The 21,174-nt window shown below is 47.5% G+C and carries 23 protein-coding genes; 18 read left to right on the forward strand and 5 right to left on the reverse strand.

Annotation, left to right across the window (positions count from 1 at the left end; all coding sequences use genetic code 11):
* Window positions 1-157 precede the first annotated feature (157 nt).
* Genes ccrud_RS00415 through ccrud_RS00440 form a run of 6 tightly spaced genes read left to right on the forward strand, consistent with a single transcriptional unit; the run spans window position 158 to window position 5,641 of the window.
* Window positions 158-1,471, forward strand: coding sequence for an MFS transporter (locus tag ccrud_RS00415; protein ID WP_082868764.1), 1,314 nt, complete (start codon window positions 158-160; stop codon window positions 1,469-1,471).
* Complete coding sequence (locus tag ccrud_RS00420; RefSeq protein WP_066563304.1) at window positions 1,468-2,262, forward strand: SDR family NAD(P)-dependent oxidoreductase; 795 nt, start codon at window positions 1,468-1,470, stop codon at window positions 2,260-2,262. Before ccrud_RS00415 ends, ccrud_RS00420 begins: the two co-directional genes overlap by 4 nt.
* 12 nt (window positions 2,263-2,274) lie before the next feature.
* Entirely contained in the window at window positions 2,275-2,670 is a 396-nt protein-coding gene (locus ccrud_RS00425; RefSeq protein ID WP_066563307.1) for a nuclear transport factor 2 family protein, read from the forward strand.
* 35 nt (window positions 2,671-2,705) lie between these two features.
* Window positions 2,706-3,521 carry an SDR family NAD(P)-dependent oxidoreductase gene (locus tag ccrud_RS00430; protein ID WP_066563309.1) on the forward strand — a complete coding sequence of 272 codons (816 nt, stop codon included), beginning with the start codon at window positions 2,706-2,708 and terminating at the stop codon, window positions 3,519-3,521.
* Complete coding sequence (locus ccrud_RS00435; protein WP_066563312.1) at window positions 3,514-4,953, forward strand: FAD-dependent oxidoreductase; 1,440 nt, start codon at window positions 3,514-3,516, stop codon at window positions 4,951-4,953. Before ccrud_RS00430 ends, ccrud_RS00435 begins: the two co-directional genes overlap by 8 nt.
* 4 nt (window positions 4,954-4,957) lie before the next feature.
* The gene (locus ccrud_RS00440; protein WP_066563315.1) at window positions 4,958-5,641 is read left to right on the forward strand and encodes an IclR family transcriptional regulator; all 684 of its coding nucleotides are present in this window, start codon (window positions 4,958-4,960) and stop codon (window positions 5,639-5,641) included.
* Here the strand turns inward: ccrud_RS00440 and ccrud_RS00445 are convergent.
* Complete coding sequence (locus tag ccrud_RS00445) at window positions 5,632-6,591, reverse strand: esterase/lipase family protein (protein WP_066563318.1); 960 nt, start codon at window positions 6,589-6,591, stop codon at window positions 5,632-5,634. The genes ccrud_RS00440 and ccrud_RS00445 overlap by 10 nt on opposite strands.
* 9 nt (window positions 6,592-6,600) lie before the next feature.
* On the reverse strand, window positions 6,601-7,503 hold the full coding sequence (locus ccrud_RS00450; RefSeq protein WP_066563321.1) for an esterase/lipase family protein: 903 nt from the start codon (window positions 7,501-7,503) through the stop codon (window positions 6,601-6,603).
* Window positions 7,504-7,675: 172 nt separating this feature from the next.
* Between ccrud_RS00450 and ccrud_RS00455 the strand changes: the two genes are divergently transcribed.
* The gene (locus ccrud_RS00455) at window positions 7,676-8,509 is read left to right on the forward strand and encodes a hypothetical protein (protein ID WP_066569290.1); all 834 of its coding nucleotides are present in this window, start codon (window positions 7,676-7,678) and stop codon (window positions 8,507-8,509) included.
* 12 nt (window positions 8,510-8,521) lie between these two features.
* Here the strand turns inward: ccrud_RS00455 and ccrud_RS00460 are convergent, their stop codons facing one another.
* Window positions 8,522-9,985, reverse strand: a complete 1,464-nt coding sequence (locus tag ccrud_RS00460; protein ID WP_066563322.1) for a GntP family permease — start codon at window positions 9,983-9,985, stop codon at window positions 8,522-8,524.
* Window positions 9,986-10,171: 186 nt separating this feature from the next.
* Window positions 10,172-10,699, reverse strand: a complete 528-nt coding sequence (locus tag ccrud_RS00465) for a MarR family winged helix-turn-helix transcriptional regulator (protein WP_066563323.1) — start codon at window positions 10,697-10,699, stop codon at window positions 10,172-10,174.
* A 247-nt stretch (window positions 10,700-10,946) separates the two neighbouring features.
* On the opposite strand from ccrud_RS00465, the gene ccrud_RS00470 reads away from it, so the two are divergent.
* The 11 genes from ccrud_RS00470 to ccrud_RS00520 all read left to right on the forward strand — a co-directional run bounded on the left by ccrud_RS00470 (window position 10,947) and on the right by ccrud_RS00520 (window position 20,398).
* Window positions 10,947-12,152: a homogentisate 1,2-dioxygenase gene (locus tag ccrud_RS00470; RefSeq protein ID WP_066569293.1), complete on the forward strand. Its 1,206-nt coding sequence runs from the start codon at window positions 10,947-10,949 to the stop codon at window positions 12,150-12,152.
* A gap of 5 nt (window positions 12,153-12,157) precedes the next feature.
* A complete protein-coding gene (locus ccrud_RS00475) occupies window positions 12,158-12,976 on the forward strand; it encodes a hypothetical protein (RefSeq protein ID WP_066569296.1) in 819 nt (272 codons plus the stop codon).
* Between the two features lie 4 nt (window positions 12,977-12,980).
* Complete coding sequence (locus tag ccrud_RS00480; protein ID WP_066563326.1) at window positions 12,981-14,204, forward strand: fumarylacetoacetate hydrolase family protein; 1,224 nt, start codon at window positions 12,981-12,983, stop codon at window positions 14,202-14,204.
* Window positions 14,205-14,319: 115 nt separating this feature from the next.
* Complete coding sequence (locus tag ccrud_RS00485; RefSeq protein ID WP_066569298.1) at window positions 14,320-14,826, forward strand: MarR family winged helix-turn-helix transcriptional regulator; 507 nt, start codon at window positions 14,320-14,322, stop codon at window positions 14,824-14,826.
* Window positions 14,827-15,216: 390 nt separating this feature from the next.
* The gene (locus ccrud_RS00490) at window positions 15,217-15,519 is read left to right on the forward strand and encodes an urease subunit gamma (protein ID WP_066563329.1); all 303 of its coding nucleotides are present in this window, start codon (window positions 15,217-15,219) and stop codon (window positions 15,517-15,519) included.
* 25 nt (window positions 15,520-15,544) lie between these two features.
* On the forward strand, window positions 15,545-16,009 hold the full coding sequence (locus ccrud_RS00495) for an urease subunit beta (protein WP_066563330.1): 465 nt from the start codon (window positions 15,545-15,547) through the stop codon (window positions 16,007-16,009).
* Window positions 16,010-17,722 (forward strand): urease subunit alpha, encoded by a 1,713-nt coding sequence (gene ureC, locus ccrud_RS00500; protein WP_066563341.1) that lies wholly within the window; start codon window positions 16,010-16,012, stop codon window positions 17,720-17,722. It abuts the gene before it with no gap.
* A 22-nt stretch (window positions 17,723-17,744) separates the two neighbouring features.
* A complete protein-coding gene (gene ureE / locus ccrud_RS00505; RefSeq protein ID WP_066563345.1) occupies window positions 17,745-18,218 on the forward strand; it encodes an urease accessory protein UreE in 474 nt (157 codons plus the stop codon).
* Complete coding sequence (locus ccrud_RS00510; protein ID WP_066569300.1) at window positions 18,218-18,898, forward strand: urease accessory protein UreF; 681 nt, start codon at window positions 18,218-18,220, stop codon at window positions 18,896-18,898. The genes ureE and ccrud_RS00510 overlap by 1 nt, the downstream gene beginning before the upstream one ends.
* Before the next feature lie 30 nt (window positions 18,899-18,928).
* Window positions 18,929-19,546: an urease accessory protein UreG gene (ureG, locus tag ccrud_RS00515; protein ID WP_066563350.1), complete on the forward strand. Its 618-nt coding sequence runs from the start codon at window positions 18,929-18,931 to the stop codon at window positions 19,544-19,546.
* Complete coding sequence (locus tag ccrud_RS00520; RefSeq protein ID WP_066563353.1) at window positions 19,547-20,398, forward strand: urease accessory protein UreD; 852 nt, start codon at window positions 19,547-19,549, stop codon at window positions 20,396-20,398. It begins immediately after the preceding gene.
* A 16-nt stretch (window positions 20,399-20,414) separates the two neighbouring features.
* Here the strand turns inward: ccrud_RS00520 and ccrud_RS00525 are convergent, their stop codons facing one another.
* The gene (locus tag ccrud_RS00525) at window positions 20,415-21,167 is read right to left on the reverse strand and encodes an alpha/beta fold hydrolase (RefSeq protein ID WP_066563356.1); all 753 of its coding nucleotides are present in this window, start codon (window positions 21,165-21,167) and stop codon (window positions 20,415-20,417) included.
* Between the last annotated feature and the right edge of the window lie 7 nt (window positions 21,168-21,174).

Here is a 21,174-nt window from a genome sequence, read left to right on the forward strand (position 1 = left end):
CTATTTGTGATCCAAACCATAAGCAGGGGAAATAAAGTTCATGCGTGAATTTCCTTGTTATTGTGACTTGCATCATGTAACTTTTCTTTTATTCGCATTGTGATTGCGAATATCGAAATACTTTCATGGTTTGGGAACGAATAGAGAGTGAGGGGTCATGACTTTGACAAATGAGTACAACCCGCCAGTAGTTGAGGAGGCTAAGGGCAAAACTCCGATGGCGAAAGTCATTAGAGGTGCGATTCTGGGCACGGTTGTGGAATATTACGACTTCGGAATTTATGGCTATATGGCCACTATTCTCGCAGTGCATTTCTTCCAGGGAAATGAAACAACTGCACTTCTAGGAACTTTCGCAACATTTGCAGTCGCCTTCTTTATGCGCATTCCCGGAGGCATTTATTTCGGGCATATTGGAGATAAGTATGGTCGCAAGAAGGCATTGACCTGGACCATTTTGCTCATGGCAGTAGCTACTGCACTGATGGGCTTACTTCCTACCTATGCAACATTGGGTATCTGGGCAACCGTGCTTCTCGTGCTCTCTCGCTGTTTGCAGGGTTTTGCAGCTGGCGGTGAGCTAGGCGGAGCAAATGCATTTGTATCTGAATATGCACCGACCAAAAAGCGCGCTTCCTTCACCTCAATGGTCAATAGTGGAACCTATATTGGTTCTCTCCTTGCTTCCCTCATGGCACTAGCCCTAACTACATTCGTTTCCATTGAGACAATCGATGCTTGGGCATGGCGGATCCCATTCCTGCTGTCTGTGGTAATCGGCTTTATTGGTTTGTACATCCGAAATAGTCTTGAAGATTCACCAGAGTTTGAAAAAATGGAAGACTCTGAAGAAAAGGAAGCTCTGCCTATCAAAGTGCTTCTCACCGAGTCTGGAAGCAAAGTTTTAAACATTATTGCTTTGGGTGCCATGATCACGGGCGGCTACTACATCGCCTCTGTGTATGCCGCAACATATTTGCAGGTGGTAGGCGGACACACATCGACACTGGCTTATACATCAACCTGTATCGCTATGATCTGCGGCGTTATCACGCTTCCAATTGCTGGCCGTCTAGCCGATAAAATTGGGCGTAAGCCACTTTTCCTCACTGGCTCTATTCTGGGTGTCATTCTGGGATATCCTGCGTTCTTGCTGATGTCTTTGGATAACCCATTCCTGGCTGCAGCTAGCCAATCTGTACTCTTTGTCCTGGTCTCCTTGGTTAACGGAGCATCATTTGCTGCCTATGCTGAAATGCTGCCAACTAGAACTAGGTATTCCGGTATCGCCTTGGCGAACAATACGTCAAATACCCTCTTGGGTGGTACCGCTCCCTTCATTGCTACCTTGTTGATTTCTCAAACTGGTCAAAATATTGCTCCTGCTTACTACTTCATTGGATGTTGCGCGGTCACGGTAATTGCTGCCTTGATTTATCAGGAGACAAAGGGACAGGAGCTGCCACTATGAGTCAGCTACATCGAGGGAAAATCATTCTGATTACTGGCGCAGCCAGTGGAATGGGATTGGAAGAATCTGCAGTATTGGCTTCTCAGGGGGCTGAAGTGTGGATGACAGATATCGCTCAAGACAAGCTGATTGAGTCGCATCAAAAATTAGTGGAATCATTGCCAGAAAATTCGGGGGATATCCATTTAGAAGTATTGGATGTGGCAAGCGCAAGTTCTTGGCAAGCTTTGGCCGAGAAGATTAAAGCCACATCTGGTCGACTGGATGGTTTGGTGAATAATGCGGGCCGCACGCTTCGTGCATCACTAGTCGATACAAGTGATGAGGACTGGCTAAGCGTTATGAACATTAACTTAAACAGTGTCTTTTATGGCATGAAATATTGTTATTCATTGCTTGCTCAAGCGGACAACGCGGCAATCGTTAATGTGTCTTCGACTGCAGGATTAATGGCACATTCTGGTCCTGCATATGGCACTTCCAAATGGGGCGTTCGCGGACTCAGCCAATCTGCGGCTTTGGAATTTGGCGAAGAAGGAATCAGAGTCAACTCAATCCATCCCGGATTGGTATCTAGTCCGTTGCTTAATTCGGGGTCAACGGAGTTCGTCGAAGAATCACTCAAAGCCATTCCACTGAACCGCATTGCTGAGCCTAGCGAAGTTGCAGAAGTAGTTAGTTTTCTTCTTAGCTCGCAATCTTCTTATATCACCGGAACAGAGATTGTTATCGATGGTGGCTTGAACTCAGGCGGAACTTACAAACAAATTGTTGACCGAATTAATGCCTAAAAAGGAAATCTCATGATCAAAACTGCTGAACTCATGCCACTATTGCAAAACCTCTATGGCCGTCAGTGCCGGGCAATTGACACAGGTGATGGACTGACCTGGGCAGACACCTACACAGAAGATGGATCCTATTCTTCTCCCAGCTATGAAAAAGCATTTGTGGGCACAGAAGAATTGATTGCATTTGGCAATAGCTTTCCAGTGCGCAGTCCTGGAGCTAAGCACTTGGCGCTTAATTTCCACATTGTCAGCCAAGAAGAAGAAACAGCCGAAGTGATCTTGAATTTTGTGGTTGTCCAAGGCGAACCAGGACAAGAATGCAAGATTCTACGAACAGTTACAGCTTTTGACGCAATTCGAATCACCGATGGCGTACCTCGACTAGCCTCTCGTCGCATTGAATTTTAAACACTAAATCACCTTAAAAGGAAAGAATTTTCACAATGGAGAACTACGTCAACCACAGCCCAATCGAAGCACAATACCCAGATCTGCCTGGAAAAACTATGGTGGTAACGGGAGCTGCACAAGGAATGGGACGACTATTTGCCTCCCAGCTGGCATCCCGCGGGGTCAATGTTGTCATTACTGATTTGAGTGATGCAGTGCTTGATACAGCTGCAGAAATAAACCAGGAACTGTCTGAAATGGTTCTCCAAACAGAAAATGGCAGGGTGATTGGTGTCGTAGCAGATGTCACGAAAAAACAGGATCATGAAAAGACATTGTCAGCTGCAATTGAAGAATTCGGTGGGCTGCACGGGTGGATCAATAATGCCGGCGTATTCCCGGAAGCGGCATCCTTAGATATTCCGGAATCACAATTTGACCTTGCCTTTGATGTGAACACCAAGGGAACATTATTTGGTTCGCAGGTAGCGGCTGGATATATGAAAGACCATGGTGGCGGAGCTATTGTCAATATGGCTTCGGTAGCAGCCCTAAGAATTCGACGGGGCAGAGGATCTTATAACACTGCCAAAGCCGGTACTCTGCAGCTTTCTTATAGCCTCGCTGTTGAGCTAGGTGATTTCAATGTTCGAGTTAATGCTGTTGCGCCAGGATTTATTGATACGGCAATGACACAGTGGGTTCATGAGCGTGAAGGCGCATTAGATCATGCACTTGGAAATGTTCCTTTGCACCGGATTGGAGCTCCAGTTGAAGTATTTGCGGCTGTCCTGTTCTTGCTTTCGGATTCAGCTCGATACATCACAGGAAGTTGTATTTCTGTAGATGGAGGTTCCCGCCATGTCTAAAGACTTTGATGTCATCGTGATTGGGTCGGGTGGAGCTGGCCTCTCTGCCGCGATATCTGCAAAGGAAAATGGCGCACATGTTGTAATTCTTGAAGCTGAACCAACAATTGGTGGTTCCACTATTCGTTCTGCCGGAGTGCTCGTTGCAGCAGGCACAAGTGTGCAAAACAGCTTAGGCGTACATGATTCTGCGGAAGACATGTATCAGCATTACATGGATCTGAATCAGTGGAAAGTGCTGCCAGGGCCTGTGTGGAATTTCTGCCATGAATCTGGACCAATGTTTGAATGGATGTTAGACATGGGATTACAAGTTCCGGCCCAACATTCCACTAATGCACATATGCCTGGACTGACACGAGGCGGAGTGGAAAACAATAAGCGTTGTCATGTGCCAGAAGGCCAGGGCAAAGGTTTGGTCGAAGTCTTAGATAAACGCCGGGATGAGTTAGAAATTCCAGTGCGATTGAATTGTCGTGTGTCAGATTTAATTATTGAAGACAACAAAGTTCAGGGCGTGAAAGTAGGGGATGAGCACCTCTTCGCGGATGCTGTCATTGTTGCTTCAGGAGGTTTTGCGCAGAATCAAGATTTAATCCGTAAGTATTTCCCTGACGCACTTGATGCCGGAACAAGCTTTTTTGCCGTTGCTGCAGATGGATCAAGGGGCGATCATCTTCGGTTTGCGGAAAAGCATGACTTAAAGGTTTTTGGTGAAAATTGGGGCTTATTGCTTCTGACTGCACGTTTTCAGAGGTTTCATCATTGGGTCAGTGGTTTTCCTCCTGCTGCCAGGATTTATGTTGATGCCCAAGGTGTTCGTTGTATGGATGAAGATTCAACTTATGCAGTTAATCAAGGACAGTGGAAAGCCACTGGTAAAACTGTGTGGGCAATTTTTGATGAGCATGCACGCAAGAATCTTCCAAGTGATGTAGAAGACTGGCAACCTGATCGTATTTTAGAAGAAGTGTGCAAGGGTGTTGTTGTTTCAGGAGAAACACTGGAAGAACTGGCGGACAAGATCGGTGTGCCACAGAACAATCTTGAAAATTCAGTAAAACGATGGAACGAGATGCTTCCACACGGGTTTGATGAAGACTTTCGACGACATGACACACTGCGGTCTAAAGGATCAGATCCCAAGCTTGATCCCATTGATCAAGGCCCTTTTTATGCAGTCCAGATTGTTCCCGGTGAGTTAGTGTGTACCCACACAGGTTTACAAATTAATTCCACCGCCCAGGTGTTCAATAGCAGCGGTGCATTGATCGGCGGTCTTTATGCTGCAGGTGAGGCTGCTGGAGGCGTTCTCGGTGAGCGTTATGTTGGAGCTGGAAATTCAGTTACTAATGGATTGGTCTTAGGACGAATCGCAGGTGCTCAAGCTGCACTTTCACAAACTGAAGACCTCTCGCAGATGTTAATCTAATTCGATGACTGAGGAAACCAAACCAGTAGGAGCCAAAACCCTAGATAATGGGCTGAGGGTGCTGGAAGCGGTGGCAGCCGAATCACGAGGATTGACTCTCACTGAGTTGGCTGCCCAGACGCATCTGCATGCAACTGTTGTTTTCCGATTATTGCAAACCCTGGAAGTTCATCGGCTTATACGACGCGATGAAAATAAGAGATACTTTTCAGGTTCTGGACTTATATCTTTAGCGGCGACTGTTGATATTGATCTCAAAGCCTTGGTATCCCCTTATCTTCAAAGGCTCTCTAATCTGACTCAAGCGTCTTCCTATGTGATGATTTGTATTTCTGACACTCAAGTTATGGCAGAACAAGTGGTCCAGCCAATGATGCATCTGCCGTATGTGACATTTTCCGCGGGCAGTATCCATGCCATCGATCAGGGTTCAGGTGGCCGTGCAATTTTAGCTGGACGAGCTCCATCACAACTAGATTCTGCTGAGGTAAAAATTGATCGTGAGCGTGGTTTTTCCATTAGCCATGGGGAGGTGCTTCCTAACGTATTCGGAGTGGCTGCGCCGTTGATCCTGCCAGACCGTTTCCCAGAAGCTTCGATTGGAGTTTCTTTATTGGATGATGGAAATCTAGATGCAATTGCAGGACTCGTTCGAGATTTTGCTAAGGAGATTTCACTTCAAATCTGAGACACCAACCTGCTCAAATCAGCCCTAACCAGCGCTCGCACGCGGGAATCATAGGGCATTGCTTCATGGAGTACGACTGAGTTGGGGTCTAGATTTTCCACCCAGATATTTTGTACGCGCTTGAGTTCTTCTGCATTCCTGGCCTCTAAAAAGCACGTTTCTGGAGGCTGAATGACGGTATCAAAGTGGGTGGCGATGCACAGATAAGTAACGTCTGGATCTAAATCGCCGCCTTCATTGATGGCCTTAATGGTGTCGTGGTCGCGGATCATTTCAAATCCAGCTTCCCCAAACCATGATTGCACTACGGAATTGACTACGCTTTCGCCGCGGTTGTTGCGAATTAGTGGGCTGACAATTCCACCCATCGTGGTGCCATGATTGGGGACTGCCAAAGACACCATGTGTTTTACTTTGGAAGCGCCTCCTAAAATACGCATCCAATAACGCAGCAGCACCCCACCTTGGGAATGCCCGACAACAATTACTTGTGATGCTCCGGTAGCAAGCAAGACTGTATCTATATAGGCGCCAATTTGTGCTGCAGAATCAGCCACGGCACGGGTGGCGCGTTGGCCAAATTCAGGGGCAAATACTGCCCACCCATCTCTTCTAAGATCTGCGCCCATATCTTGCCAATCGCCTTTTGTCGCACCAGTTCCGTGCACCAAAATGACTGGCCAGGGGCGCTGCAGGGTGGGGCGGGAACGCCAATCATCTTCAAAAAGCCCACGGGGTCGCATGCGTGCTAAAACTGGCAGGGACTGCGTTTGATCATCATTGAGTTCCGTGAGGTTTTTAGGATTGCGATAAAAATTATTCGCGATCTCATCAACCACATCATCCGGCAACGAATCAGCCTGAGGTGCGTTATCGGTCGGAAGATTTTTCCACACGGATCTTAACGCATTTGTGAGTTCTCGACGAAGATCAGTGAAAGCATCAACCATGCCCCCAAACTAGCCGAGGCGTGCCACGCGGTCGAGTTCTGCGCGCACAATTTCCACTACGCGTGGATCTCGCACCATGTCATTGTGCGCAATCATCGCGCGTGGGTGTTCATCCTCCACCCAAATATTGCGCACGCGCCCGGAATCATCGTCCTCTCCAACTTCGAGAAATGCGACTTCTGGTGGTTGGATAAAAGGATCAAAATGCGTGCCGATGCAGGTGTATGTGACACCTGGATCCAGGTCGCCGCCGTCTGCTAAAAACTCAATGATGTCGTGCCCACGCAGTTGCTCAAAACCAGTGGGGCCGAAGAGTTTATGCATTAGTTTTTCGATTGTTCCTTCGCCAGATTTCACCTTGGTCATGGGATGCAAAATACCGCCCATGAGCGTTCCATGATTTGGTGTGGAAATCGAAATCATGTGCCTGACCTTCATGTATCCGCCATAAGTGCGCATCCAATAACGCGCCACAACACCGCCTTGCGAATGCCCGATCAACACCACTTGCGCAGACCCAGTTACTAATAAAACGGCATCAATATAGGCGCCGATCTGAGCCGCTGAAGCCGCAATAGGCTCGGTTGCGCGAGTGCCAAAATCAGGTGCAAACACTGCCCAACCTTTGCTGCGCAGCTCCGTGCCGAGCTCTTCCCAGGAGCCTTTGCTGGCACCAGATCCATGGATAAGGATGATCGGCCACGGCCTGGCTCCTGTGGGTCGTGCCCGCCAATCATCCTGAAAAAAGCCCTTGGGCTTGAGCTTTGCAGTAAGGGGCAGGGTGATGTTTGTCGCGTGATCAAATAATTCTTGCGTCAATTCTTCTGCAAAATCTTCCCGCGGATTGCGTCGCACTTTAGCCACGCCGCGCTCGATTGCGCGTTTAAACAAACCAGAATTCTCACCGAGCATGTGCTCACATTAGCGCCGTGCGCAGGGTTACGCTCGGTAAGTGTTTGTGCTTGTCGACGCCTCCTCACGTAACAGTTCCAACTCAAAGCACCAACGATTCAACCGCTTTCACTTTTGGGCAGAAAATAAGTGCAAAAATGGATCTTAAGCTGTCGTGGAGAGGATGATCATCATGAGTAATGCGCACCAATTTCATCGATTTTTTGATGATTCTGCAGTTTATTATCCCTGTTTTATTCCGCTAGATCGAGCAATCGGTGAGCACTTTGATCGCCAGAATAAGCCGATGTCCAGATTTATCGGAACTCTTATTTTGCCACTGGACACACTTGAAGATGCAGCTCAATACACCGGTGATGAAGTACTCCGAGTATCTGTTGTCATCAGTATTGAAGAGCTCGCTGATCTACAAAGCAGCTTCTATGAATTGCCCAATATCAATATCGTTTCGGTAGAGATCAAACTTGTAGGTGCTGCTCTGACCAGTACTTCGTGGTTGGATGCAGTGGAAAAATTCATGCACCAACACCGAAATATTTTCGTGTGGGTTGAGGTTCCCACCGGCTTAGTTACAGAAACTACTGCCCGAAAACTTCGCCAGATGGGTGCAGGTCTTAAATACCGCACTGGTGGCGATAGAGAAGAACTTTTCCCCACACCACAAGAATTGGTAGCTGTTCTCCGCACCGCCATTGATGTTTCACTGCCATTCAAGCTAACAGCAGGCCTTCATCGCGCACTTCGTTATCGCGATGAAAAAACTGGCCGGCTGCACTTTGGGTTCCTCAACATTGCAGCTGCAGTGGCCACGTTGCGTGCTGGCAAAGGCGAGGTAGAGGCGTTAGCGATACTTGAAGGAGATGATGCTGCACCGCTAATTCATGCTCTTAAAAATGGTGATGCTTGGCGAGATTCCTTCCGCAGCTTCAGTACTTGCAACGTAGTGGAACCTTTAAATAGCTTGATTGACCTTGATGTTTTAGGGGAAGAGGAGGTGCATCCTTGAACCCGAAGCGTGTTACTGAAGTGCTGGGAAGAGAAAGCCCAACCCGATGATGGCTAGCACTCCGATAAACGGAACAATGACAGTGACAACTCCAATGTCCTTATAAGACTGACGGTGAGTCATTCCTGTGACCAGAAGTAATGTCACAATTGCGCCATTATGAGGCAAAGAGTCAAAGGACACGGAAGCCATAGCCATGGCGCGGTGCAGGAAGTCCAAAGAGATACCTTGAGCATCTGCCAGTGGGATTAGATACTCGGCGAAGCTCTGCATGGCGATGGTGAGACCACCTGATGAAGATCCCGTGATTCCAGCAATGACTGCGGTGGCAAGAGAACCAATGATCACCGGGTTATCGCTCACATTGAAGAGTCCATCACGGATAACTGCAAAAATGGCAAGTGAAGCAATCACACCACCGTATGCAACTTCAGATGCAGTAGTGAAGACAGGTAACACAGCATTCTTTGCGCCATCGGAGAGCGCCTTAATGTAATCATTTACAGCTTTAGGTGACATGAGGAAAATGGCGATGATCGCGGTAACAAGTGCCACTACAACGGACCAAACTCCCACCACATTGGAGAGATCGACACCACCAAAGCGCTCTTCTGCGAGATAAGAGAAATCCAGCGTTTTAGAAAAGACGTACACAAATAGCAGGTTGGTGATGACCACGACCAGGATTGGGAATAGTCCAATGAGTCCACGGAGATGGAGATTTGAGGTAATTTCGGTGCGTTCTGCGACAACTAGTCCACGTTTGCCAACTTCTTCAAACTCGTCATCAGTGTTGGGATTGGGATCTTTTCCATCTACATAGTGGGAGGTATAGCCCTCTCCGGCTTTTTCTAGTTGTTTTTTGCGGTAGTTCAACCAAAGCATGCCGAGGCTAAAAGTAATGGCTGCTCCGATAATGCCAAGCAAAGGAGCTGCGAAAGACGTTGTATCGAAGAATCTCGTAGGGATAGCATTGTGGATTTGTGGAGATCCTGGCAGTGCCGCAGTGGCAAAAGTGAAGATACCCAAAGCAATGGCAGCTGGCATCAACTTTTTAGGAATATCGGCTTCACGGAACAATGCACTTGCAATTGGGTAAATGGTAAATGCGATGACCCATGCTGAAACGCCACCGTAAGTGAGCAATGCGGTAGCGATAACGGTTGCGAGGATTGCTCGTTGTGGTCCGAGAAGAGTAGAGATCCAGCGTGCAAGATCCCTGGCTAAGCCACTTACTGTCATTAATCGACCAAAAATTGCGCCAGCAAGGAAAAGCGGGAAGAAGTTAACAATAAATCCACCAAGCGCAGGCATGAAGATTTGAGTGTAGGTAGCAAGCATCGGTGTGCCAGAGAACAGAACCGCGATCATTGCTGAGATAGGGGCGATGACGACAACGGAATGCCCTCGATAGGCCATTGTGATGAGAAATGCTAGAGAAATAAGAATTCCGAGCAAGGGAATGAACGTAGACATAAAACGTCCTTGGTTTAGGTGATCGCGAGAAATTTTTAATAGAACAGCTACAACATATGTGACTGAGGGCACGGTACAACGCCTTGAAAAACTAGTCAAGGCATGAACTAGTTTAGTGTCAAAGTTGACGTCCCTTTGATGAAATCCCCACGTATCTCGCTACACCCGCATCTCCCCCTGCGGTGTTTAGCGCCTTTGCTCTCGCACCTCCTCTGCGCGTTTTCCATTAAGAAGTTTGTTGAGAAGCGAAATTAAGAGATCTTGTTCGATCGAAGTGAGCGAATCGGACCATTTTGCTTCAAGTTTATTCTGCTGGGGAAAAATTCGATTTATGTATTCCTCGCCTTTTGGGGTGAGTGATAAAAGTTTGGATCGACGATCTTCTGCGGATGCTTCCTGGATTAAGTATTCCTGTTTGAGCAGTGGTTTGAGCAGATTTGAAATGGCAGATTTTCCCATGCCGGTCAGTTCTGCTGCACGTGCTGGCGTTAGTGGTCCTGCCAGCCATACGACAAAAATTACGCGATAAGCGGCCCAGCTCGAGTCTTCGGGGCGATGGATTGATGCATCGAAGTCGTAGGTGAGTAGGTGTGAGACTCGGTTAAGTGCCACGGAGAGGCGATTTGCCGTGGGATCGGCCTCTGGGATTAGTTCACCCACTTTTGAGCTGGCAAAATCTGCAAAATTTCTATATTCGAGATTCTCATTTGTCATTACATCTCCTTTGTTTGAAATGAGCATAATCCAATCCGGGTTTTGCTGGTGTAAGGGGATCTTCAATGGGGAGGGGGTGGAAGGTGTTGCCCCCTGGGGCAAAGATTGCAGCGTGGCTAGAAGTGTTGTTTAGCTGTGGAATCTGGGGGGTTGTCAAACTATGTGAAGAGTTTTTCTGGCTAGGGGTAGACGAACTTCATTGCAGGATATAAAGTACATGCATGAACTACTTGGAAAGGGATTCATCATGGCTTATTACCGTTCTCTAGGAACTCTTCCTCGCCAGCGCCATACCGTCTTGCGTGGTGAAGATGGGCGATTGCGTTATGAGGAACTCATGGGTGAAGAGGGATTTTCCTCGGACTCATCGTTGCTTTATCACAAAGAAATTCCTTCAGCTTTGGTTGATGTCCGATCATGGACATTGCCAGATCAAACGCTTACTCCGAACGATCCTCTGATCCCATTGCATCTCAAACTGCATGAATTGGATGCACCAGCTGAGCAGAAGGTGAATGCAGTAACTGATCGTCGATTGGTACTAGGCAACTCTGATGTTCGTATCTCTTATGCAAAAGTAAATGAGACTTCTCCTCTTTATAAAAATGGTGTCGGCGATGAATGCGTCTATGTTGAGCGTGGATCAGCTTTGCTGGAAACCCAATTTGGATCCATAGAAGTTGCGCAAGGTGATTACGCCATCATTCCGCGTGCGACAATTCACCGTTGGGTACTACGTGCTGGTGAAGAAGCTCGACTGTATTTTGTGGAGGCAAACAGCCACATTGCTCCGCCAAAGGGATTTTTATCCAAGTATGGGCAGCTCTTAGAACATGCTCCTTACTGCGAACGCGATCTCCGTGGACCAACTGAAGTTCTGCTACGCGAAGAAGAAGATGTTGCAGTTTATATCAAACACCGTGGCGCAGGACCATCTGGGATTTCAGGGTCTATCCATGTATTGCCAACGCACCCATTTGATGTAGTTGCCTGGGATGGTTGCTTATATCCTTATGCTTTCAATATTAAGGATTATATGCCCCTGACCGGCAAGGTACATCAGCCACCACCAGCACATCAGGTCTGGGAGGGCTGGAACTTTGTCATCTGTAACTTTGTGCCTCGCAAGGTGGATTACCACGAGGATGCAATTCCTGTTCCTTATTATCATTCCAACGTAGATTCCGACGAAGTCATGTTTTACGTCGAAGGGAATTATGAAGCACGAAAAGGCTCGGGCATTAAAGAAGGATCTATTTCTTTGCATCCCGGAGGACATCCACATGGTCCACAACCAGGAGCTATGGAGGCATCCCTGGGAGTTGAGTACTTTGATGAAACCGCAGTAATGGTTGATACTTTCAAGCCGTTGTTGCTTGGTGAAGCAGCCATTGCCTGTAATGACCCGAAGTACCCGTCATCTTGGACTGGTGGCCGTTGGATCGGGGAGTGATCGAGATGCCAGTTCAACAGATCACCAAATTTTTTGATGATGCCGCAATTTTTCCTCCTGGTCTGGCACCTCTGCAACAGGCCGTTCAAGACCATATTGAACGTCAACGAACCGCAACGGCTAGTTTGGTCGGCCCTTTTATCGTGCCAGTGGAAAAACTCGAAGAAGCTGCTGCATATGCAGGTATAGAGCAACTAGATGTATCTGTAATTCTTCACCCGAGAGAAGCAGATGAGCTTGTGCGCATAGCGGAAAAGCACACTCATCTTCAGCTCAGTGCCGTCGAACTTAAATTAGAAGATGATGGCCTGGAAGAAGTTGAAGCCGTCCGGGGGAAGTTGGCGTCGACAAGCATCTTTGTGGAACTGCCAGCCACCCTGGTTAGCGCTGACAACCTGGAGCTTCTGCGCGCCTGGGGCGCCGGTTTAAAATTCCGCACCGGCGGTATTCGGCAAGAACTTTTTCCAACACCGCAACAATTAATTGATGTGCTGCAGCTTGCGATTCGCACTGGAGTCCCGTTCAAACTCACCGCGGGGCTACATCGTGCGATGCGCTACCAAGATGAGAAAACCGGATTTCAACACTTTGGATTCTTAAATATCGCGGCAGCAGTCAGCGTACTTAAATCTGGCGGCGTTTCTGATGAAGCAGTACACATTCTTAATTCAGATGATGCCCAACGCGTTATGAGCGTGGTGTCGGGGGATCAAGCCTGGCGTGATTCTTTCCGTAGCTTTGGCACCTGCAGTATCACTGAGCCGCTGGAAACTTTGTCAGAAATTGGCTTTATCGACACCCCAGAATTCGACATCGAAGGATAAAAAGATGACATCAACAGCAGTACAGAAATTAGCTACTGAAGGTTTTGGCATTGAAAACCTACCGTATGGTTCATTTGAACTTGACGGTAAAACTCAATTGGGCATTCGCCTTGGCGACCATGTTATTGGTCTTGAAACTTTAATCTCCAAGGTAGGAGGCCTTGACGAAAAAGTAGCTGTGGCAGCAGCACAGCCCAATTTGGATGCGCTTCTTGCTGGCGGAAAGGAAATTTGGTCACCGCTACGCGCCTGGATTCAGCAGACGCTCAACGATGAAGCAGCTGCAGACGATGTACTAAATTCTGCTATTTCACTTGATAAGGTGTCAATGAAATTGGCATTTACACCTGCTGATTACGTGGATTATTACGCCTCAGAGCATCACGCAACGAATCTGGGCAAGATGTTTCGACCAAATGAAGATGCACTAAAACCAAATTGGAAACACCTACCCGTTGGTTATCACGGCAGGTCCGGAACCATTTTTGCTTCTGGTACCGATGTGATTCGTCCAAAGGGACTGCGCCCAGGCCAAGAATCGATTCCTTCATTTGGGCCAAGTAATCGCCTCGATATCGAAGCAGAAATGGGATTTGTTCTAGGCGGTGCGGCACCACGCGGTGAAGTAGATGTTGCAGCTGCCGCAGATCATATTTTCGGAGTATTTCTCTTTAATGATTGGTCTGCACGCGATATTCAAAACTATGAGTACGTGCCGTTGGGTCCCAACCTTGGCAAATCATTTGCGTCCACAGTGGGAGAATGGATCGTGCCATTTGAGGCGTTAAATGGAGCACGTGTGGCACCTCCTGAAAGAACTTTTGAATTGGCGTCCTATCTCCATGATCCTTCCGATGAACATGGCGAATTCGGCCTCGATGTGACATTGAGTGTTCTGCTTAATGATGAAGTATTATCCAACCCTCCATTTGGATTGATGTACTTCACTGCACCGCAAATGTTGGCTCATATGACAGTCAACGGCGGTTCCCTCCGGCCTGGAGATATGTTCGCATCTGGAACGATTTCTGGCCCTGAAAAGGATCAACGGGGATCATTCATTGAGCTATCTTGGGGTGGCAAAGAGTCATTACAACTGAGTGATGGCAGCGAAATGACATTTCTACGCGATGGAGACACCGTGACATTGCAAGGAACCGCACCAGGACCAAATGGTTCAACAATTAACTTTGGCAATTGTGTAGGAACCATTAAATCAGCAACTTAAAGTTGCACTTTTTAAAAACCATAGACAAGAGCCGGTGGAACAAAACTACTTTTTGTTCCACCGGCTCTTGTACCCTTTGAAGAAACGATGCAAGTGTGAAGAAAAGTTGGTGCGCATGACCGTTGATGCTGAAAGCTTCGAGTACTGGAACTTCGTGAGCCGCAGTCGTGCAAAACTGGCTGAAGAATTATCAGAAACTGATATCAGCCCCAATGACTTGGCCATGATCCTCAACCGTGCTTCTGGAGTGGCCACAGGATTATCTGAAGCTCGGATTCATCGCCCCAAAGGCATGGGCTGGAACGCTTTTAAAGTGTTGTTTATTTTATGGATGGAGGGAGATTTAGAGCAGCACCGAGTAGCGATGTTGGCAGGCATAAGCAGGGCCACAACGTCATCGATTGTGAAAACACTTGTTGGTGCGGGCCATGTTGAACAAACTCCATCTACCGTAGATAAGCGCACGCATGTCCTTTTCTTAACTGATGCCGGAAAAGTATTAATCAAAGAATCCTATTTGGAACAGAATGATCTGTTATCCGGGTGGAATAACAGACTAACTGGGACAGAACAAGAAATTTTGAAGATGCTGCTTATTAAATTGCTTAGTGGCGGTGAATAATCTGCACTTAAGTGGAAAAATTTGCTCTCTTTTGAAGAAAACCCTAGGAAAAGACTAAGGAACAGTGGATGCAGGGCATTCCCCTGATTATTAGCTTGGCTTTTCGCCGACGCATGGCTAAGTATTTTTTTAGGAATAAGTACCGTCTATGGGATCTCCTGTGGTTTATAGTCTAATTGTATAGGTCTAAAGCATGTAAATAGTAGCAATGAGCTGGCGAAATTTACTGGTTGAGCAGATGTCACAGTGAAGTCCCAAAAATTTTTTCAAAAAGTCAAACCTCTACTTTCCCTTCGGGCCAAAGGGGTATATCCTCGGTCTTAAACGCTCGTCCAATTAAGCAATTGGCCGGGCTCCAGTATTTTCTGTGACTTTGCAGAAAGGGAAAAATTGCATATCACTCCTCGTGAACATGAAAAATTAATGATCGTGGTTGCAGCAGATCTTGCGCACCGCCGTAAAAATCGTGGTCTCAAACTGAACCACCCTGAGGCTGTCTCCCTCATAACTTACGAACTCATTGAAGGTGCTCGAGATGGGCGCACAGTTGCAGACCTCATGAGCTGGGGCAGCACGATTTTAACCAGGGACGATGTCTTGGAAGGCATCCCAGAAATGATCCCTGAGATTCAAGTTGAAGCAACATTTGATGACGGAACCAAACTGGTAACCGTGCATAATCCCATCCGCTAGTGCGCGTTGTTTTAAGGAGTTTTTCATGATCCCAGGCGAGTACATCTTGTCTAGTGAATCTCTTACCGGAAACGTTGGTCGAGAGACAAAAACCATTGAAATTATCAACACAGGTGACCGTCCTGTACAGATTGGTTCGCATTTCCACTTTGCAGAAGTAAACCCCAGCATCAGCTTTGACCGCAGCGAAGGCTATGGCTTTCGCCTTGATATTCCATCAGGTACAGCTGTCCGTTTAGAACCAGGCGATGCCCGCACTGTAAATCTTGTGGCCATTGGTGGTGACCGGGTAGTTTCTGGTTTCCGCGATCTAGTTGATGGTCCTTTGGAAAACCGCAAGGTCAATGTGTGGGAGGGGCGCGAAGATGATTGGCGCCGTTCTTCCGCAGCAGGTGATGCACCGCAAGAATTGCCACAGTCTGATGCTGCAGAACGAGGTCGAAAACTCGATGAAGCTAGCGAGACAAGCTCGGAAGAAGGACTTGAATAAATGAGTTTTGAAATTTCTCGCAAGCAATACACCGACCTTTATGGGCCTACCATTGGTGATTCTGTGCGGTTGGCGGATACTGAACTCTTTCTCTGTGTGGAAAAAGACTACGCAGCAATTGGTGAAGAAGTCACTTTTGGTGGTGGCAAGGTGATTCGTGATGGCATGGGTCAAAACGGCACCTTGGTGCGCGATGTTGATATCCCTGACACCGTGATCACCAACGTTATCGTCCTTGATTACACAGGTGTGTATAAAGCAGACGTTGCCCTTCGCGATGGCAAAATTTTCCGCATCGGTAAAGCTGGTAATCCCAATGTCATGGAAAACGTCGATATTGTCATTGGCGTTGCAACGGACATTATCGCTGGTGAAGGTAAGATTCTTACTGCTGGCGGCATTGATACGCATGTGCACTTTTTGGGAACAGATCAAGTTAATACTGCGTTGGCTTCAGGTATTACTACCATGATTGGTGGTGGTACTGGACCAAGCCAAGCATCGATGGCTACCACTGTTACTCCAGGAAAGTGGAACACCTTCAATATGCTCAGTGCTTTTGAAGGTATGCCTATGAATTTTGGTGTTTTGGGCAAAGGGCATGGTTCTTCTAAATCACCACTATCCGAGCAGATCCGTGCAGGAGCCATTGGTCTGAAAATTCACGAGGACTGGGGTGCTACGCCATCATCTATTAATACTGCCTTGGAAGTGGCAGACGCGATGGATATTCAGGTTGCGTTGCACTCCGATACTCTCAACGAAGCTGGTTTCGTAGAAGATACTATTGAGGCCATTGCTGGCCGTGTCATTCACACGTTTCACACTGAAGGCGCTGGCGGCGGGCATGCACCTGACCTGATTCGGGTGGCATCTTTGGCTAATGTCTTGCCTGCTTCAACTAACCCAACGCTTCCGTATACGCGCAACACTGTGGAAGAACACCTAGATATGGTGATGGTAGCGCATCACCTTAACCCGGATATTCCAGAAGACGTAGCGTTTGCAGATTCACGTATTCGTGCGGAAACAATTGCTGCGGAAGATGTCCTGCACGATATGGGAATTTTCTCGATTACTTCTTCCGATTCCCAAGCAATGGGCCGCGTCGGAGAAACGATTACTCGTACGTGGCAGGTTGCTGACCACATGAAACGTACTCGTGGTTCACTAACTGGCGACTCTTTGCATAATGACAACAATCGTCTGCGACGTTTTATCGCAAAGTACACCATCAACCCAGCAATTGCTCATGGCGTTGACTACGTTGTTGGCTCAATTGAAGAAGGTAAATTCGCTGATCTTGTGCTGTGGGATCCTAAATTCTTTGGTGTAAAACCTGATTTAGTGATCAAGGGTGGATTGATGGTGAACTCACTCATGGGTGACTCTAACGGTTCTATCCCGACACCTCAGCCACGAACTTTGCGCAATACCTGGGGTGCATTTGGGCAAGCTGTAGATCGAAGCTCCATCACGTTCCTATCTCAGGATGCGATTGATGCAAATGTGCCTGATCAGCTCAACCTTCGTAAACAGATTCGTGGAGTTCGTGGAATTAGAAACCTGACAAAGAGAGATATGAAACTCAATGCTGAAATGCCTGATATTCATGTCGATCCAGAGACTTATCAAGTCTTTGTTAATGGTGAACTAATCACCAGCAAGCCAGCAGAGACAGTGCCGATGGCACGTCGATACTTCTTGTTCTAGTACCTCGCGGAAAGTAGGAAGCATGATTATCACTGCGATTGATACCAACATCAAAGACACTCCAGAGTTTATTGCTGGACGTGAAGTAGTTGGTATTCGATTTGAAGATTTGGTGTTGGACAAGCGTATTCAACGAGTAGAACTTCCTGGGGGAGAAGAACTGGGATTGCGGCTAGACCAAGGTCATCCCATCTTGCGCGAGGGAGATGTTTTGCTCTCTGAGGATGAAACAGTTTTTGTCGTTGAGATTATGCCCACCGATGTTCTCGTAATTACCCCGAAAGATATTCATCAAATGGGTTTTGTGGCACATTCTTTGGGTAATAGGCACCTTCCGGCACAGTTTTCACAATCTGGTGAAATAACAGAAAAGGCCTCCATGATCGTGCAATACGATCACACAGTGGTGGCGTTTTTACATGATCATGATGTCGAATACGCGCGCACTGAGCTTGTTCCACCCGTGCCTTTTAGACACAGCGGGCATTCACATTGATAGATTCAGACGCAGATTTTTTGTTGCTGCATCTATCTGATTCTGCATTGCCAACGGGCGCTTTTGCGCATTCTTTTGGTTTTGAAACCTATATGGATGCGGAGCGAATTACTCGGGCTGAGCATTTCCAAGATTGGTTAAAAGTCCTGCTCAAAGTGCAACTAACTAGCGCTGATGCATTGGCCATGCGGTTGCTGTACGCAGAGCCAACGCTGCAGGAGCTCAAACGCTTGGATGCGCGTCTTCACGCTGGTACCCCTGCTCGAGAAGTCCGGGAAGCTAATACTCGGATGGGTACTCGCATGGCGGAAATTGTGGCGGAAACTTATGGCACCCCCATGGTTGCGCAGTATCTAGGACTCATCAACCAGCGAGAGCTTTCAGGTCATCCTGCTTTGGCTTTTGCACTTGCAACACACAGCATTGGAATCGATGTAGATCGAGCCATCCACGCACATTTGACCGCGACTGTCAGCTCCCTGACCCAAAACGCAGTTCGTGGCATTCCATTGGGACAAATGGCTGGCCAGCGTGTGATGTTTGCTATGCGAGAGCCGATTGCTGCAGCAGTAACACGTAGCGCCATCTTGGAAGAAATCGATCTTTGCTCTGGTGATCCAGGGATAGATATCTCACAGATGATTCATGCCACTCAGCGCGCACGACTTTTTATGAGCTAAGAAAATTTACTTTAAGGAGAATAACAAGAAATGAGCCCAATTCGAATCGGTGTTGGTGGGCCAGTGGGCGCCGGTAAAACACAGTTGGTGGAACGTGTTACCCGTGCGCTTATTGATGAAATCAGCATGGCTGCCATTACCAATGATATTTATACGATCGAAGATGCCAAGATTTTGGCGGCTAATGGTGTGCTGCCAGAAGAACGTATCGTTGGAATTGAAACAGGTGGCTGCCCGCATACTGCAATCCGTGAAGATACTTCGATGAATGATGCTGCTATCAAAGATCTGGTGGAAAAATTCCCCGATTTGGAGCTCATCTTTGTAGAATCCGGCGGAGATAATCTTTCTGCAACTTTTTCCCCAGAATTGGTTGATTTCTCCATCTACATCATTGACGTTGCTCAAGGTGAAAAGATTCCGAGGAAAGCTGGGCAGGGCATGATTAAGTCGGATTTGTTTATTATCAACAAAACTGACCTTGCTCCATATGTGGGTGCCAACTTGGATGTGATGGTAGAAGATGCCAAAGCCTTCCGTAAAAACAAGCCTTTTTGTCTCACCAATCTCCGCACCGATGAGGGCTTAGATCAGGTATTGCAATGGATTCGCCATGAGGTGATGATGCAGGACTTGCAGGAAGCCTAAATGACACAAATTCAACCAGTAGGTACCTTGTGGCTCACGATTGATGATCAAGGCCCACAGGGGCGAAGCCGAGCGGTGGAACAGTTTCACCAGGGTGCACTTCGGATCATTAGGCCACATTATTTAGATGATTCCGGCCAAGTAAGCTACACCATCATTGCCATTGGTGGCGGATATTTGGGTGGTGATGTTTATGATCAACGATTCATTATTAAAGACAATGCGCAGGCACTGATCACTACACAATCAGCTACCAAAATTTATCGCACACCCCAAGGTCCAGCGAAACAATATACGGACATTGAGGTTGGCGAAAATGCTGTTTTAGAGTATTTAACGGATCAAACGATCGCGTATCGGGAATCCACTTATCATCAATTCACTAAAGTCGCGCTGCACCCAACTTCTACCTTTATCTTGAGCGAACAGATTACTCCTGGCTGGCATCCTGAAGGCAAACACTTTGCTTATGATGAATTGAGGTTGCATACCGAAATCACTGATGCCACCACCGGGCGCCTGTTTTTATTGGATAATTTGCTGTTGCGTCCAGATACTCGTGAAGGTGGTTTTGGCTGGACCGAACAGTACACGCATACAGGTCAGATGATTGTGATGGGTCAAGGCGTCGATAAGCAGCTAGTTGCAGAGCTGAATGAGCTCCTTGCCAACAACCCTGCCGTCTACGGCGCTGTTAATCTTGTTGATGCTCCGGGCACGGAGTTGCGGGGATTTATTGCGCGTACTTTGAGTAACCGCACTGAAGATTTGGTGAACCTGCACGAACACATCGCATCGCTGTTGCGGGGGCGTTGGCGCGGGCAGGAACCGGTGAATCTACGTAAATATTGATCTCCCGAGGGTGTTTTTAAACTTCTTTCAAGAAACTGAGTACCCGAGAGGCAAGCCCCAAAGGGTGTTCAAAGATTGCGTAGTGGCCCACATCTGGAAGCGCTTCGACCTGGAGGTTCGTGTAAATTGGCCCGAAGGTTGCTTCCACTACTGAGGAAGTAACTGCAGGATCAAGCTCGCCTGTAAGGACATAAATAGGAAGATTTTGCGCACCCAATTCTTCAGCAAAACTGCAGTCAGCCCAAGCATAGAAATATTTTTCTACAGCTTCTGCTGCGGAATGCTGAACTGTCGATGCAGTCATATCATCGAGCCACACAGCAGGTTGTTTTGATCCAGAGGTGAAATCAATGATGGCACGGCGGGAATCTGGATTAGCGCCCGCAGAGGTGAAAAGTGCTCGAGAATCCGGATCGAAAGGTGTACCTGCAGCCGGTACTGAAGAAATACCTACCAGCGATGCAATGGGAGTGGCACTATCCAACAGGACTCTTTGCATGAAGACTCCACCCATAGAATGCCCCAGAATAGAGAGCTTAGGCGCGTCCAATGCATCGATATAGGTAACTACATCTGCTGAAATTTCTTCAAGAGTGAACTCGCCGGTTTCCGCAATGCGGCTGCCATAGCCTCGGTAGTCCCAAAAATGCCAGGTAAAAGAATCTACATCAAGATACTGCGCAAATGGTCCCCAATCTGCAGCATGGCCAAACCAACCATTGAGGACGAGCACATGATGTGGGCCAGAGCCTTTAACAATTGCAGACATTTTCCCT

The organism is Corynebacterium crudilactis, assembly GCF_001643015.1.
In the GTDB taxonomy this organism is placed as follows: Bacteria; Actinomycetota; Actinomycetes; order Mycobacteriales; family Mycobacteriaceae; genus Corynebacterium; species Corynebacterium crudilactis.

What these genes read in the sequence shown, in the direction of transcription:
- ccrud_RS00415 (WP_082868764.1), top strand. Translation starts at nt 158, where the DNA reads ATGACTTTGACAAATGAGTACAACCCGCCAGTAGTTGAGGAGGCTAAG.
- ccrud_RS00420 (WP_066563304.1), top strand. Translation starts at nt 1,468, where the DNA reads ATGAGTCAGCTACATCGAGGGAAAATCATTCTGATTACTGGCGCAGCC.
- ccrud_RS00425 (WP_066563307.1), top strand. Translation starts at nt 2,275, where the DNA reads ATGATCAAAACTGCTGAACTCATGCCACTATTGCAAAACCTCTATGGC.
- ccrud_RS00430 (WP_066563309.1), top strand. Translation starts at nt 2,706, where the DNA reads ATGGAGAACTACGTCAACCACAGCCCAATCGAAGCACAATACCCAGAT.
- ccrud_RS00435 (WP_066563312.1), top strand. Translation starts at nt 3,514, where the DNA reads ATGTCTAAAGACTTTGATGTCATCGTGATTGGGTCGGGTGGAGCTGGC.
- ccrud_RS00440 (WP_066563315.1), top strand. Translation starts at nt 4,958, where the DNA reads ATGACTGAGGAAACCAAACCAGTAGGAGCCAAAACCCTAGATAATGGG.
- ccrud_RS00445 (WP_066563318.1), bottom strand. Translation starts at nt 6,591, where the DNA reads ATGGTTGATGCTTTCACTGATCTTCGTCGAGAACTCACAAATGCGTTA.
- ccrud_RS00450 (WP_066563321.1), bottom strand. Translation starts at nt 7,503, where the DNA reads ATGCTCGGTGAGAATTCTGGTTTGTTTAAACGCGCAATCGAGCGCGGC.
- ccrud_RS00455 (WP_066569290.1), top strand. Translation starts at nt 7,676, where the DNA reads ATGAGTAATGCGCACCAATTTCATCGATTTTTTGATGATTCTGCAGTT.
- ccrud_RS00460 (WP_066563322.1), bottom strand. Translation starts at nt 9,985, where the DNA reads ATGTCTACGTTCATTCCCTTGCTCGGAATTCTTATTTCTCTAGCATTT.
- ccrud_RS00465 (WP_066563323.1), bottom strand. Translation starts at nt 10,699, where the DNA reads ATGACAAATGAGAATCTCGAATATAGAAATTTTGCAGATTTTGCCAGC.
- ccrud_RS00470 (WP_066569293.1), top strand. Translation starts at nt 10,947, where the DNA reads ATGGCTTATTACCGTTCTCTAGGAACTCTTCCTCGCCAGCGCCATACC.
- ccrud_RS00475 (WP_066569296.1), top strand. Translation starts at nt 12,158, where the DNA reads ATGCCAGTTCAACAGATCACCAAATTTTTTGATGATGCCGCAATTTTT.
- ccrud_RS00480 (WP_066563326.1), top strand. Translation starts at nt 12,981, where the DNA reads ATGACATCAACAGCAGTACAGAAATTAGCTACTGAAGGTTTTGGCATT.
- ccrud_RS00485 (WP_066569298.1), top strand. Translation starts at nt 14,320, where the DNA reads ATGACCGTTGATGCTGAAAGCTTCGAGTACTGGAACTTCGTGAGCCGC.
- ccrud_RS00495 (WP_066563330.1), top strand. Translation starts at nt 15,545, where the DNA reads ATGATCCCAGGCGAGTACATCTTGTCTAGTGAATCTCTTACCGGAAAC.
- ureC (WP_066563341.1), top strand. Translation starts at nt 16,010, where the DNA reads ATGAGTTTTGAAATTTCTCGCAAGCAATACACCGACCTTTATGGGCCT.
- ureE (WP_066563345.1), top strand. Translation starts at nt 17,745, where the DNA reads ATGATTATCACTGCGATTGATACCAACATCAAAGACACTCCAGAGTTT.
- ureG (WP_066563350.1), top strand. Translation starts at nt 18,929, where the DNA reads ATGAGCCCAATTCGAATCGGTGTTGGTGGGCCAGTGGGCGCCGGTAAA.
- ccrud_RS00520 (WP_066563353.1), top strand. Translation starts at nt 19,547, where the DNA reads ATGACACAAATTCAACCAGTAGGTACCTTGTGGCTCACGATTGATGAT.
- ccrud_RS00525 (WP_066563356.1), bottom strand. Translation starts at nt 21,167, where the DNA reads ATGTCTGCAATTGTTAAAGGCTCTGGCCCACATCATGTGCTCGTCCTC.